Source organism: Veillonella atypica KON (assembly GCF_002959915.1).
In the GTDB taxonomy this organism is placed as follows: domain Bacteria; phylum Bacillota; class Negativicutes; order Veillonellales; family Veillonellaceae; genus Veillonella; species Veillonella atypica.
The window spans coordinates 692,051-705,780 of record NZ_PPDE01000008.1 but is presented as its reverse complement, the minus strand read 5'-3'; the positions used below and the strand labels follow the sequence as shown (position 1 = coordinate 705,780).

The window sequence follows — 13,730 nt, the reverse complement described above, 5'->3', positions numbered from 1 at the left end:
ACATGGCTTACGAAAACCTTAAAGCCCAAATTGCTGAGTACAATAAACTTTGTGACGAAAAGTGTGTAAAAACTCCAGAACGTCAAAACTTGAAATACAACCGCGTGTATACACCAGTTGATATTGAAGGCTTTGATTATGAACGTGATTTGGGTATGCCTGGTGAATATCCATATACTCGTGGCGTACAACCTACAATGTACCGTGGTCGTTTCTGGACTATGCGTATGTATGCTGGTTTCGCAACAGCTGAAGAATCTAACAAACGTTACCGTTACCTTATCGAATCCGGTGCAACTGGTCTTTCCTGTGCATTCGACTTACCTACACAAATCGGTTATGACTCTGATGACGTTATGGCTGAAGGCGAAGTTGGTAAAGTAGGTGTAGCGATTGACTCCTTGGCAGATATGGAAATCTTGTTCAACGGCATCGACCTTGGCAAAGTATCCACTTCTATGACAATCAACGCTCCAGCATCCGTTTTGTTGGCAATGTATATCGCAGTAGCTGAAAAACAAGGCGTACCTTCCACAGAATTGAAAGGTACAATTCAAAATGATATTTTGAAAGAATACGCAGCTCGTGGTACTTACATTTTCCCTCCAAAACCATCCATGCGTTTGATCACTAATATCTTTGAATATTGCTCTCAATACGTTCCAAAATGGAATACAATTTCCATTTCCGGTTACCATATCCGTGAAGCAGGTTCCACAGCAGCACAAGAAATCGCATTTACAATTGCTGATGGTATCGCATACGTAGAAGCAGCTTTGAAAGCTGGTCTTGATGTTGATACATTCGCTGGTCGTCTTTCCTTCTTCTGGAATGCTCATAACAATGTACTTGAAGAAGTTGCTAAATTCCGCGCATCCCGTCGTTTATGGGCAACTATCATGAAAGAACGTTTTGGTGCTAAAAAACCAAAATCCATGATGCTTCGTGTACATACTCAAACAGCTGGTTCCATGTTGACTGCACAACAAGTTGATAACAACATCGTTCGTGTTGCTCTTCAAACTGCAGCTGCTGTAATGGGCGGTACTCAATCCTTACATACAAACTCCCGTGACGAAGCATTGGCTCTTCCTACAGAAGCATCTGTACAAGTAGCTCTTCGTACACAACAAATCGTGGCTTACGAATCTGGTTTAGCAGACGTAGTTGACCCATTGGGCGGTTCCTACTATGTAGAAGCTATGACTAACGCTATCTATGACGAAGCTATGGCTTACATCAAGAAAATTGATGAAATGGGCGGCGCTGTAGTAGCAATCGAAAAAGGCTACATCCAAAAAGAAATCCAAGAATCCGCTTACAAATGGCAAATGGAAGTTGAATCTGGCTTGCGCACAATCGTTGGCGTAAACAAATTCCAAGTTGAAGAAGAAGCTCCAAAAGACTTGCTTCGCGTAGACGCTTCCGTAGGTGTAAACCAAGCTAAGAAAACTCAAGCAGTTCGCGCTAACCGCGATCAAGCAGCAGTTGACAAAGCTTTAGCTGATTTGAAAGCTGGCGCAGCTGACGAAAACGTTAACTTGATGCCATTAATTCTTGCAGCAGTTAAAACATATGCTACTTTGGGTGAAATTTGTAATGTATTGCGCGAAGTATTCGGTGAATACCAAGCTCATTCCACATTATAATATCGGCTAATTTCGGAGGTAATTATCATGGCAGAAAAACGTATTAGAGTAATCGTAGCAAAACCAGGTCTTGATGGTCACGACCGTGGTGCAAAAGTTGTAGCACGCGCACTTCGCGATGCTGGTTTCGAAGTAATCTACACAGGTCTTCGTCAAACTCCAGAACAAATCGTAGAAGCAGCACTTTCTGAAGACGTTAATGTAGTTGCATTATCCCTTCTTTCCGGCGCTCACAACACATTGTTCCCTAAAATTGTTGAACTTTTGAAAGAAAAAGGCATGGGCGATGTATTAGTAATCGGCGGTGGCGTTATTCCTGATGCTGATATCCCTGGCTTGAAAAAAGCTGGCGTAGCAGCTGTATTCACACCTGGTACTCCAACTGGTGATATCGTAGACTTCATCAAGGAAAACGTAAAATAATTAACTGGGCAAGAGAGGGGCTCAACTGGAATGGTTGGCTCCCCTCTATTCCCATATTCTAAGATAGGTGGTGAGGCGAATGGATTTAGTTAAAGGCCTCTTTGAAGGCTCAAGACTAGCCTTAGCACGGTCCATCACTGCTGTAGAAAACGAGTATGAAAATGCCATCGATATTATGAAGGCAATTTACCCTAAAACGGGTAATGCACGTATTCTCGGTATAACTGGTGCCCCTGGTGCTGGTAAAAGTACTTTGACAGATAAGGTTGTTAAACATTATCTAGATCAAGGTAAAAAAATCGGCATCGTTGCCATCGACCCAACAAGCCCATTCTCTGGTGGTGCTATATTGGGGGACCGTATTAGAATGAATGATTTGACATTAAATGAAAATGTATTCATTCGAAGCATGGGGACGCGTGGTAGTCTAGGTGGTTTATCCAAAAAGACTGCAGACGTTGTAAAATTAATGGATGCCTTTGGCATGGACTTGATTATCATTGAAACAGTAGGCGTAGGTCAATCTGAAGTAGATATCGTAAAAAATGCAGATACTACATTGGTTGTTCTTGTTCCTGGTCTCGGTGATGATATCCAAGCTATTAAAGCGGGTATTCTTGAAATCGGCGATGTATTTGCTATCAATAAAGCTGACCGAGATGGTTGCGATCGTTTGAATGTTGAAATTGAAATGATGCTTGACCTAGATTCTCGTGAAGTAAAATGGCGCCCACCAATTAAGCGCACAATTGCTAGTAAAGACCAAGGCGTAGATGAACTTATCGAAGCCTTAGATGAACATTTTGAGTATCTTGAAGATTCCGGTGAATTGGAATCTCGTCGGGCAGAACGTACTCGCGATGAAATCATCGCAATGATTAATGAACAAATTGGTCGTTATGTAGCTGATAAAATCATTACAAGCGACGAATTTAATAGCCAAGTGGCAGCTGTCAATGAACGTGCAAACGATCCATATACAGTTGTTAACGGCGTAATGACAAACGTGCTAAAGTAGACGGCGACTACATAGCATTAGAGATTTAGCCTTATAAAGGAGATAATCGAAATGGCTTTTAAAGTATTACAAGTGGATCACATCGGTATTGGTGTTAATGATTTAGCAGCAACTAAAGAATTTTACAAAAATGCTTTGGGAATTCAACATCTTCCTGAAGATGAAGTAGTAGAAGAACAAAAAGTAAAAGTATCCTTCTTCCCATGCGGCGATGCTGAATTAGAATTCTTGGAAACTACTACTCCAGACGGCCCTATCGGTAAATTCATCGAAAAAAATGGCGGTCGTGATGGTATCCAACACGTTGCTTTGCGTGTAGATAATATTGAAAATGCTATTGCTGATCTTATGGCGAAAGGTATTCGTATGATTGACGAAAAACCTCGTTATGGTGCTGGCGGTTCCTCTATTGCATTCGTTCATCCTAAAGCTACAGGTGGCGTATTACTTGAACTTTGTCAACGAATGAAATAAAATATTATTGTAACAAGTTTTTATGGAGGTGCTGACATGCAAACAGTGCAAGAAAAAATTGAGTTGTTGCACGAAAAACTAGCAAAAGTTAAAGCTGGTGGCGGTGAAAAACGCGTTGAGAAACAACATTCTCAAGGTAAAATGACTGCTCGTGAACGTTTGGCTAAATTATTCGATGACAACTCTTTTGTTGAACTTGATCAATTCGTTAAACATCGTTGTGTTAACTTCGGTCAAGACAAAAAAGAATTACCAGGCGAAGGTGTAGTAACTGGTTATGGTACTATCGATGGTCGTTTGGTATATGCATTCGCACAAGACTTCACTGTAGAAGGTGGTTCTCTTGGTGAAATGCACGCTGCTAAAATCGTTAAAGTACAACGTTTAGCAATGAAAATGGGTGCTCCTATCGTTGGTATCAATGATTCCGGCGGGGCTCGTATTCAAGAAGCTGTAGATGCTCTTGCTGGTTACGGTAAAATTTTCTTTGAAAATACAAATGCATCTGGCGTTATTCCACAAATTTCCGTAATCATGGGACCATGTGCAGGCGGTGCTGTATATTCTCCAGCATTGACTGACTTCATCTACATGGTTAAAAACACATCTCAAATGTTCATCACTGGTCCTGCAGTTATTAAATCTGTAACTGGTGAAGAAGTAACAGCTGAAGATCTTGGTGGCGCAATGGCTCACAACTCTGTGTCTGGTGTTGCTCACTTCGCAGCTGAAAATGAAGATGATTGCATCGCTCAAATCCGCTACTTGTTAGGTTTCTTACCTTCTAACAACATGGAAGATGCTCCATTGGTAGATACAGGTGATGACCCAACTCGTGAAGATGAAGGCTTAAACAGCTTGTTACCTGATAACAGCAACATGCCTTACGACATGAAAGATGTTATCGCAGCTACTGTAGATAATGGCGAATACTATGAAGTACAACCATTCTATGCTACAAACATCATTACATGCTTCGCACGTTTTGATGGTCAATCTGTTGGTATCATTGCTAACCAACCTAAAGTAATGGCTGGTTGCTTGGACATCAACGCATCTGATAAATCTTCCCGTTTTATCCGTTTCTGTGATGCTTTCAATATTCCAATCGTTAACTTCGTTGACGTTCCTGGTTTCTTGCCTGGCACAAATCAAGAATGGGGCGGTATCATTCGTCATGGTGCTAAAATGTTGTATGCTTACTCTGAAGCAACAGTACCAAAAATTACTGTTATCACTCGTAAAGCATACGGTGGTTCTTACCTCGCTATGTGTTCCCAAGATTTGGGCGCTGATCAAGTATACGCTTGGCCTACATCCGAAATCGCTGTAATGGGTCCTGCTGGTGCAGCTAACATCATCTTCAAAAAAGATGAAGATAAAGACGCTAAAACAGCTAAGTACGTAGAAGAATTCGCAACTCCTTACAAAGCTGCAGAACGTGGCTTCGTTGATGTTGTAATCGAACCAAAACAAACTCGTCCAGCTGTTATCAATGCGTTGGCTATGCTTGCAAGTAAACGTGAAAACCGTGCTCCAAAGAAACATGGTAATATTCCATTATAATTCGATTCGGTAATCATATCATCGAATTTGGGAGATACCTTTCTTTATTTATTTTTTAGAAAGGGGAATGATTATGGAAGGACAAGCAGTTACTACCAATCCCTGGTTAATCATGGCCATTAATATGACAGTTGTATTTGTTGTGTTGATTCTTTTAGGCGTTTTGATGACAATCGTTCATTTGATTGACCCTACGAAAAAGAAAAAAGAGGCACCGGCAAGTGCTCCTGTTGTAGCTCCTGCAGCTACTCCAGTGGCTACACCAAGTGCATCTGCTCAAAATGAGGATGAAGTAGTAGCAGCTATCGTGGGTGCCATTGTGGCGATGGGGTACTCATCTGAACAAATTGCATCTATTCGACCTACAGCAACTAGTGCTAAATGGCGCTTGGAAGGTCGTTTAAGCGGTAGAAATTAATATTTTTTTAGGAGGCATTTGTCATGAGCAATGCTACAAAAGCTAACGGTAAGGCACCATCTCAAGATGTTGTTGCAGTTATCGTTGGCGCATTAGCGGCAATGGGTTATTCCGCTGATCAAATCGCGCATATCCGTCCAATCGTAAGCTACAATTGGAAAATGGAAGGTCGCTTACGCGGTAATCGATAAGATTAACGTTTTTAGGTAATCGATAGGATTATCAGAACTATATGTGTAAATGAAATTTAAGTATTGTGTAGATATACACATTTTGGAGGAATTTAAGATGAAAAAATTCAACGTTACAGTAAATGGCACAGCATATGATGTAGAAGTTAATGAAGTAAAAGCTGCAGCTCCTGCAGCAGCTCCTAAAGCAGCTCCAGCAGCAGCTCCTAAAGCAGCTCCTGCACCAGCACCAGCTCCAGCTGCAGCAGTAGCTCCAGTTCCAGCAGGTGCTGAAACTGTAAAAGCTCCAATGCCTGGTAAAATCCTATCTGTAGCAGTATCCGCTGGTCAAGCAGTTAAAAAAGGCGAAACTTTGTTGATTCTTGAAGCTATGAAAATGCAAAACGAAATCGCAGCTCCTCATGATGCTGTAGTTGCAGAAGTTCGCGTAGCTGCTAACCAAACTGTATCCACTGGCGATGATATGGTTGTTCTTGGCTAATACCAAGTGTTGTCTTATGGCGCGGCTGCGCCGCGTCATATAACAATTTAATATTTGTGAAAGGGGAACGCATATGGAGGCTTTTGCTGTTGCGATTCAATCTGTTATAAATGATAGCGGGTTCCTCGCATTTACAACATACAATGCTATTATGATTCTTGTAGGTTTGATCCTATTGTATTTAGCATTTGCTAGAGAGTTTGAACCATTATTGTTGGGTCCGATTGCGTTTGGTTGTGTACTTGCTAATATCCCTCGTAACGGCTTCGAAGAAGGCGTTATGGCGCTTATTAGTGCTGGTATCTCTCAAGAAATCTTCCCACCTCTAATTTTCCTTGGTGTAGGTGCAATGACTGACTTTGGTCCGCTTATTGCTAACCCTAAAACATTGTTGTTAGGTGCTGCTGCACAAATCGGCGTATTCGTTGCGTTAGGTGGCGCTATGATGCTCGGCTTTACAGCTCAAGAAGCTGCAGCTATCGGCATCATCGGTGGTGCAGACGGTCCTACATCTATCTACTTAGCTACTAAACTAGCTCCTCATTTATTAGGTGCTATCGCGGTTGCCGCATATTCTTATATGTCCTTGGTACCGTTGATTCAACCACCTGTAATGAAATTATTCACTACGCAAAAAGAACGTGAAATTGTAATGGAACAATTGCGTGAAGTTACACGTTTTGAAAAAATCGTATTCCCAATCGTTGCAACAATCTTCATTTCTTTATTGCTTCCTTCCATTACATCCCTTTTAGGTATGTTGATGTTAGGTAACTTGTTCCGTGAATCTGGTGTAACTGAACGTTTGTCCGATACATCTCAAAATGCGTTGATCAATACTGTTACTATCTTCTTAGCAACTGGTACTGGTTTAACAATGAGTGCGGAACACTTCTTAAGTTTGCAAACTCTCCTTATCATCTGCTTAGGTTTGATTGCATTCATCGGTGGTACAGCTGGTGGCGTATTATTTGGTAAATTAATGAGCTTAGTTGATGGTGGTAAAACAAATCCACTTATTGGTTCTGCTGGTGTATCCGCAGTTCCTATGGCAGCTCGTGTATCCCAAGTAGTAGGTGCTAAAGCTAACCCAGCAAACTTCTTGCTCATGCATGCCATGGGTCCTAACGTAGCTGGTGTAATCGGTACAGCAGTAGCAGCAGGTACAATGCTTGCTATGTTGTCCAGCCACTAATAGTTTAATAATTATTCACCAAGGTGTGCCTATATAGGTACACCTATTGGTGAATAAAAAATCCCTTATATTGTATGTAAACATACAGAAAAGGGGTATATTAGCAATAAATGCTTTGTCAGATCGGTCATTATGTGATGAGCAAGAATTTCACTAAATAACCTTCTAGTGCTTTCAAAATAGTAGAGGTGGTCATCTTGTTATCAATTGAATTAAAAATACTGATTTGTTTCGTATGGGCATTTATTGTTTTTTTAGTTACTGCACTGATTATTGGTGTTGAACGCAAATCACAATGGTTCCAAAGAAGAACTAAATATTCTTGGTTTAATCGCCGAGGATTTCTAGGAGAAGCATTACTTTTTGGTTATCCCAAAACTATAGAGGGATATGGGGTTACATTTTTAATGGCTTGTGCTATTAGTATCGTAGGCTATGTTTTATACCTCATATAACTACAATCAGTGCATTTCTCTGAAGGGAGATGATGATGTATGGGTGCTGCAGAACAAACCTTAATCGTCCTTGCAGTCATGGCTGTTTTATTCGTTACGGAAATTATTCCTTTAGCTATCACTTCTTTAGGCGGTGCAATTGCCCTTGGCCTTATGGGGATTATTACTCCTAAGGTTGTATTCTCTGGTTTATCTGATAGTACAGTTGTGTTGTTCGCCGGCATGTTCGTTGTTGGTGCTGCGTTATTTTACACAGGTTTAGCTCAAAAGATTGGTGAAACCGTAGTTTCCCATGCAGGCACTAGTGAAAACGGTTTGATGCTTGCCATCATGGTTGTTACTGCAACTATGTCTGCATTTTTATCTAACACTGGTACAACAGCTGCATTACTTCCAGTAGTTGTAGGTATCTGTGCTGTTGCGAAGATTCCTGCTTCTCGTCAATTGATGCCATTAGCATTTGCTGCTGGTATTGGTGGTATCATTACAATGGTTGGTACACCACCAAACATCATTGTAAGTGGTACATTGACTAAATTTGGTGAACAACCATTTGGGTTCTTCGAATTTGCTTGGATCGGTATTCCTTTGACTATCGCTACTATTATTTTTATGATGTTAATTGGTAAGCATTTGCTTCCTAAACATGAAATTCAAGATGCTGGCGACGTTGAACAAGAAGTAGCTGCTGAAGATATTTCTAACGATCCTAAGAAACAATTATATTCTGGTCTTATTCTTTTAGGCGTAATCATCGCTATGATTTTAGGTGACTTCCTAAAAGGCTATGGTATTAACTTACCATTGAGCATGGTTGCCGTTATTGGCGCAATGCTTTGCGTATTGACTGGTTGCTTGAACGAAAAACAAGCTTATACATCCATTGACTGGGTTACAATCTTCTTATTTGCAGGTATGATGCCAGTTGCTACTGCACTAGATCAATCTGGTGCAGGTAAAATGATTGCTAATGCAGTTATCGGTATTATGGGTTCTGACCCTAGCCCTTACTTTGCAACAGCAGTATTGTTTATTTTGTCTTGTGTTATGACTCAATTTATGTCTAACACAGCATCTTGTGCATTGTTGGCTCCTATCGGTATCTCCATTGCTCAAGGTATGCATGCTGACCCTCATGCCGTATTGATGGCTATCGGCGTTGCTGCATCTTGTGCATTCGGTACACCTGTAGGTACACCTCCAAATACATTAGTACTTGGCCCTGGTCAATACAAATTTACTGATTATGTAAAAGCCGGCGTTCCATTGAGTTTAGTTTGCTTCGTAGTAAGCTTAATTATCATTCCAATGGTATGGCCATTCTTCCCTGGTAAATAATAGGGAATAGGTTACTCTACTATACAAGCACACACGAGGTCGAATCGTAAGATTCGGCCTCGTTTTTTATGATTTTAGCCTATATGATTTTAATATAGATTACATATAAGTGTAATCAAAAGCAATATGAATTAAACTAATTTGCATGATTAATTTTACACAATTGACTACATCGAAAAAAATATGATATAGTATATTGTGTAAGATATAATAATGTAATGTTGAATATGGAGGTCATCTATGACAAAAGAAAGATTTAACATGTTAGTTGGTTCTATTGGTGCATTTATTGGTGTATTTGTATTTTTAGCCTATATCCCACAAATAATTGCTAATCTTCATGGTCAACCTAGTCAACCATGGCAACCATTATTTGCAGCAGTATCCTGTTTGATCTGGGTATTATATGGTTGGACAAAATCACCTAAACGTGATTATATTTTAATCGTACCAAACCTTGCAGGCGTTATTTTAGGTACACTAACATTCTTAACATCTTTCTAAGTGCTATAAGAAAAAAATAGTATTATTGTTATATAGTGAATAATAGTAAAGATATTACTTTACTTTATAAATATAAATGAGGTCGAATCGTATGATTCGGCCTTTTTTAGAGTGAAGTTTATATGTTAGATTGAAATATAGATAAGCGTTAAATCTGTTGTAATAAAAAAATAGTTTTTATGATAATAAATATTGATAATTGAATTCCTAGTATATTACTACGTATTTTGATAAAAATGATAATTGGTGCATTCTCAATTATTGAAAGATATATTTGAATATATAAATGAAAAGAAATATCAAAATCATGATAAACATAGACTTTATATGATAAAAAGGAACAATTGTTATGCAAAATAATATACAAAATTTTATCATTTTCGTTTGACTTTCAATTATTATTGTGTGATAATGAGAACAGAAGTTAAGGCAAGTGCCTTTTTAAATGATAATAATAAGTTTTCTTTTATAATGTTCCTATGGAGGTTTATCATGAGAGTTATTGCTGATGGTTGCATTAAATGTGGTTCTTGCGCATCTGTTTGCCCAGTTGCTGCTATTTCTGAAGGCGAAACTAAATACGAAATCAACGATACTTGCATCGACTGCGGTTCTTGCGAATCCGTTTGCCCAGTATCTGTAATTTCCGCTGAGTAATCACAAATAAAATACGCCCCTCATTGAGGGGCTTTTTATTTTGCCTAAAATCATGTAACTTAGTATAATAGGACTATTAAGATATATATTATTAAAAGGGAGTATCACTTGTTTTATTTAATTGCAATCATTTGGCTTGTATTGGATCAAGCTTCTAAATATTATGTGATGAACCATTTTGCTCTTGGTGAATCACTACCTGTTATTCACAATGTATTCCATCTTACGTATATTATTAATCGCGGTGCAGCCTTTGGCATGTTGACGAATCAGCGGTGGTTCTTTCTAGCCGTTGCTTTTGTATTAATTATCGTATATGGCTTCTATTGTAAACGTGTTAATAATGGTCCACTTTCATTACGAGTAGGAACGGCATTGTTGATTGCGGGAGCCATAGGTAATGGCATAGATCGATATGTACTACATGGGGTAGTAGACTTTTTTGATTTTAGAATTTGGCCTATTTTTAATATTGCAGATATCGGTATATGTGTAGGCGTTGTATGTGTCATATATTATTTACTAACATCTGAACATGAGGAGAAATAGATGAACGAATATAAAGTATCATTGGAACAAGAGGGAAAACGTCTTGATGTATTTCTGACGGATGTGATGGAAGGTTCTCGTAGTTATATCCAGAGCCTTATCAAATCTGGTCATGTTTTGGTAAACGGCAAGGTTGGTAAGGCTAACTTACGCCTTAATGCAGATAGCACTATTTCTGTAGATATTCCAGAACCAGAATCGGTAGAAATTTTACCAGAGGATATTCCTGTTGAATATCTTTATGAAGATCATGATATTATTATCGTCAACAAGCCTCGTGGCATGGTTGTACATCCAGCAATTGGTAATTACTCAGGAACGCTAGTGAATGCTTTGCTTTACCATTGTAAGGACTTATCTGGTATTAATGGTGAAATTCGCCCTGGCATCGTACATCGTTTAGATAAGGATACATCTGGTGTCATGATGGCTGCTAAAAATGATGCAGCTCATATTGGTTTAGCGGAACAGGTAAAAGCACACAGCGCTAAACGAACATATTTAGCTCTCGTTCAAGGCAATATCGTGGAGGAAAAGGGGATTATTAAGGCTCCTATCGGTAGACATCCTAAAGACCGCATGAAAATGGCTGTAGTGTTTGAAAACAGCAAGGAAGCAGTGACTCATTTTAAAGTGTTAGAACGTTATGGATATCATACATTAGTGGAATGTGTGTTAGAGACGGGGCGTACTCATCAAATTCGCGTTCACTTTGCTCATATTGGACATCCAGTTGTTAACGATCCTTTTTATGGATATCGCCGCATGGACTTCCCTATAGATGGACAAGCACTTCATTCTCATACATTGGATGTGGTGCATCCAATTACAGGTGAACCTATGCATTTTGAAGCACCTGTACCGGAGGACTTTCAAAATTGTATCGCCTTCGCTAAGGAATATAGAGAACGTAGATAAGGGATAAGACTATGGAAACAAAACGTATTTTAATGGATGGAGACGCCATTAGACGTGCCATTAGACGTATTAGTCATGAAATATTAGAACGTAATAAGGGGCTTTCAAATGCAGTTATTGTTGGTATTGAACGACGTGGCGTTATGCTAGCTAAACGACTGCAAAGTGAAATTGAAGCTATTGAAGGCCTTCATATTGAGTGTGAACCTTTAAATGTAGCTATGTATCGCGATGATCGGGATACGCGACCTAAGGAAGGGGAACCTTGCTCTATTGATACTACAGAAAAAACCATTATCTTAGTAGATGATGTTTTGTATACAGGTCGTACCATTCGTGCTGCTTTAAATGCATTGATGACATCTGGTCGTCCTAAATCTATTCAACTAGCAGTATTGGTAGATCGAGGCCATCGAGAATTGCCTATACGCGCTGATTATGTGGGGAAAAATATCCCTACGTCTCATTTGGAAAAGGTACGCGTACAGGTTCAAGAATTAGATGGCTCTGATGGCGTAACTATTGAACAATAATAGGTAGATATAACAAATCGACATATGAAAAGACTCGACGTACATGGTCGAGTCTTTTTGGTAGGGAAATATAATATGTTAAGGCTATATTGTTATAACCTATATTTCAATATATTGTGGGGAATAGCGGAAATCTTCGTGCCCAGTGCGCGCCATAGGGGCTTTAAAACTATAAGCCTGTAGATCAGTAGCCTTCGTATCGATTTCCATCATTCGGCGACCAAAATCGGAAACCATTGTTGCTGCTTTGGCCCATTTTTGAATAAGCGGAATGCTCGGTGTATTGTGCTTTAACCACGTGCGACCGCGCTGATTAAATGCTAATAATCGCGCGTATTGAGGACCTAGTATATGAGCTTCTTGTAATATGGGCTTAGTGATTTGTAGCGCCGTATAGGCTGCCATGCGACGTAGTCTTGCATAGGTATATCGTTTTGTCTTTATCTCTTCCAGTGCGTGTGTCCAGCTTACTTGCTGCATAGCCTTGTGCCAACGATGTTCAATGCCTTCCGTAAAATCTCCATATGTTTCTAATTCTGCAGCTGAAAGTAAGCGATTGAGGCCATGCAGAATATCATTGTATCTTTCGTAGTCCACAAAGACATCATGTGCTATGATCTTGTGCATATCATCTATGATAGCATGTGGTACATAGGCATCGATGGTTGTGCCTTCTACGAGTGCCTTACGTAATGCGGTCCCAGAAGGAAAATCTTGGCCTTGAGAGAGGGTAGGACTATGATGTGATGATTGTCTAGTAATGGGAATGACCATAAGATCAGTGAAATACCGTTGGGCAGCGCGAATATATTCAAGGCCTAGTAGTGAGTTTGGCGCATTGTTAATGAGTTCTCCATTTGGTACATACTTAGCAATCACTTGGCGTAATGCTGTACCATAAGAAACACCAGTTTTTATATGGTGTTGAATGGCATCTTGTCCTTGTGGCGTATTTAGAAATTCAGCGGCTGTGTGCAATGTGGCATTATCGTCAAGCTCAGATCCAAAGGAAATGCTATGAATGTGTAGCGCTTTCATAAGTCGCACCGCACCGGTACAAAATAGTTCTGCACTGCCTAGAGAATAAATAGTAGGTAATTCGATAACGACGTCGGCACCACCATGAATAGCCCATCGAGCACGGTCGAATTTGCTAAAATACGCAGGCTCGCCCCGCTGTACAAAGGAACCGCTCATAATGGCGATACGCAATGCATCAGGATAGGTAGTACGTAATGTATGTAATTGATGCTCATGGCCGTTGTGAAACGGATTGTATTCACAAATAATACCGATTGATTTCATCGTAGTTCCTTTCATAGGTTTATTTTCTATTATTATATAATAAATTAAAGAATTTA

Annotated in this window: 17 protein-coding genes; 16 read left to right on the top strand and 1 reads right to left on the bottom strand. The window is 39.6% G+C overall.

The window, feature by feature from the left end; translation table 11 throughout:
- Nucleotides 1-2 precede the first annotated feature (2 nt).
- The 16 genes from VAHSUH02_RS07285 to pyrR all read left to right on the top strand — a co-directional run bounded on the left by VAHSUH02_RS07285 (nt 3) and on the right by pyrR (nt 12,369).
- Nucleotides 3-1,649 carry an acyl-CoA mutase large subunit family protein gene (locus tag VAHSUH02_RS07285; protein ID WP_005377383.1) on the top strand — a complete coding sequence of 549 codons (1,647 nt, stop codon included), beginning with the start codon at nt 3-5 and terminating at the stop codon, nt 1,647-1,649.
- A gap of 27 nt (nt 1,650-1,676) precedes the next feature.
- Complete coding sequence (locus VAHSUH02_RS07280; protein ID WP_005380683.1) at nt 1,677-2,072, top strand: cobalamin B12-binding domain-containing protein; 396 nt, start codon at nt 1,677-1,679, stop codon at nt 2,070-2,072.
- 79 nt (nt 2,073-2,151) lie between these two features.
- On the top strand, nt 2,152-3,090 hold the full coding sequence (gene meaB / locus VAHSUH02_RS07275) for a methylmalonyl Co-A mutase-associated GTPase MeaB (protein WP_005382571.1): 939 nt from the start codon (nt 2,152-2,154) through the stop codon (nt 3,088-3,090).
- Between the two features lie 51 nt (nt 3,091-3,141).
- The gene (mce, locus tag VAHSUH02_RS07270) at nt 3,142-3,564 is read left to right on the top strand and encodes a methylmalonyl-CoA epimerase (RefSeq protein WP_005377395.1); all 423 of its coding nucleotides are present in this window, start codon (nt 3,142-3,144) and stop codon (nt 3,562-3,564) included.
- Between the two features lie 36 nt (nt 3,565-3,600).
- Nucleotides 3,601-5,130 carry a methylmalonyl-CoA decarboxylase subunit alpha gene (mmdA, locus tag VAHSUH02_RS07265; protein WP_005377385.1) on the top strand — a complete coding sequence of 510 codons (1,530 nt, stop codon included), beginning with the start codon at nt 3,601-3,603 and terminating at the stop codon, nt 5,128-5,130.
- A gap of 73 nt (nt 5,131-5,203) precedes the next feature.
- Nucleotides 5,204-5,548, top strand: coding sequence for a methylmalonyl-CoA decarboxylase subunit delta (gene mmdD, locus VAHSUH02_RS07260; protein WP_038148622.1), 345 nt, complete (start codon nt 5,204-5,206; stop codon nt 5,546-5,548).
- Nucleotides 5,549-5,571: 23 nt separating this feature from the next.
- Nucleotides 5,572-5,739 (top strand): methylmalonyl-CoA decarboxylase subunit epsilon, encoded by a 168-nt coding sequence (gene mmdE / locus VAHSUH02_RS09695; RefSeq protein WP_005377348.1) that lies wholly within the window; start codon nt 5,572-5,574, stop codon nt 5,737-5,739.
- 97 nt (nt 5,740-5,836) lie between these two features.
- Entirely contained in the window at nt 5,837-6,220 is a 384-nt protein-coding gene (gene mmdC, locus VAHSUH02_RS07255) for a methylmalonyl-CoA decarboxylase subunit gamma (RefSeq protein WP_038148624.1), read from the top strand.
- 73 nt (nt 6,221-6,293) lie between these two features.
- Nucleotides 6,294-7,415 (top strand): methylmalonyl-CoA decarboxylase subunit beta, encoded by a 1,122-nt coding sequence (mmdB, locus tag VAHSUH02_RS07250; protein ID WP_005382576.1) that lies wholly within the window; start codon nt 6,294-6,296, stop codon nt 7,413-7,415.
- A gap of 197 nt (nt 7,416-7,612) precedes the next feature.
- Entirely contained in the window at nt 7,613-7,870 is a 258-nt protein-coding gene (locus tag VAHSUH02_RS07245) for a hypothetical protein (protein ID WP_016475812.1), read from the top strand.
- 39 nt (nt 7,871-7,909) lie between these two features.
- Nucleotides 7,910-9,208, top strand: coding sequence for an SLC13 family permease (locus VAHSUH02_RS07240; RefSeq protein WP_005382580.1), 1,299 nt, complete (start codon nt 7,910-7,912; stop codon nt 9,206-9,208).
- 240 nt (nt 9,209-9,448) lie between these two features.
- Entirely contained in the window at nt 9,449-9,712 is a 264-nt protein-coding gene (locus VAHSUH02_RS07235; RefSeq protein ID WP_004696474.1) for a SemiSWEET family transporter, read from the top strand.
- 492 nt (nt 9,713-10,204) lie between these two features.
- A complete protein-coding gene (locus VAHSUH02_RS07230) occupies nt 10,205-10,369 on the top strand; it encodes a DUF362 domain-containing protein (RefSeq protein WP_005377422.1) in 165 nt (54 codons plus the stop codon).
- 90 nt (nt 10,370-10,459) lie between these two features.
- A complete protein-coding gene (gene lspA / locus VAHSUH02_RS07225; protein ID WP_071605757.1) occupies nt 10,460-10,918 on the top strand; it encodes a signal peptidase II in 459 nt (152 codons plus the stop codon).
- The gene (locus VAHSUH02_RS07220; protein ID WP_005377413.1) at nt 10,919-11,836 is read left to right on the top strand and encodes an RluA family pseudouridine synthase; all 918 of its coding nucleotides are present in this window, start codon (nt 10,919-10,921) and stop codon (nt 11,834-11,836) included.
- A gap of 11 nt (nt 11,837-11,847) precedes the next feature.
- Nucleotides 11,848-12,369, top strand: a complete 522-nt coding sequence (pyrR, locus tag VAHSUH02_RS07215) for a bifunctional pyr operon transcriptional regulator/uracil phosphoribosyltransferase PyrR (protein ID WP_005382582.1) — start codon at nt 11,848-11,850, stop codon at nt 12,367-12,369.
- A 99-nt stretch (nt 12,370-12,468) separates the two neighbouring features.
- Here the strand turns inward: pyrR and VAHSUH02_RS07210 are convergent, their stop codons facing one another.
- On the bottom strand, nt 12,469-13,674 hold the full coding sequence (locus VAHSUH02_RS07210) for a tRNA(Met) cytidine acetate ligase (protein WP_038148626.1): 1,206 nt from the start codon (nt 13,672-13,674) through the stop codon (nt 12,469-12,471).
- Nucleotides 13,675-13,730: the final 56 nt, after the last annotated feature.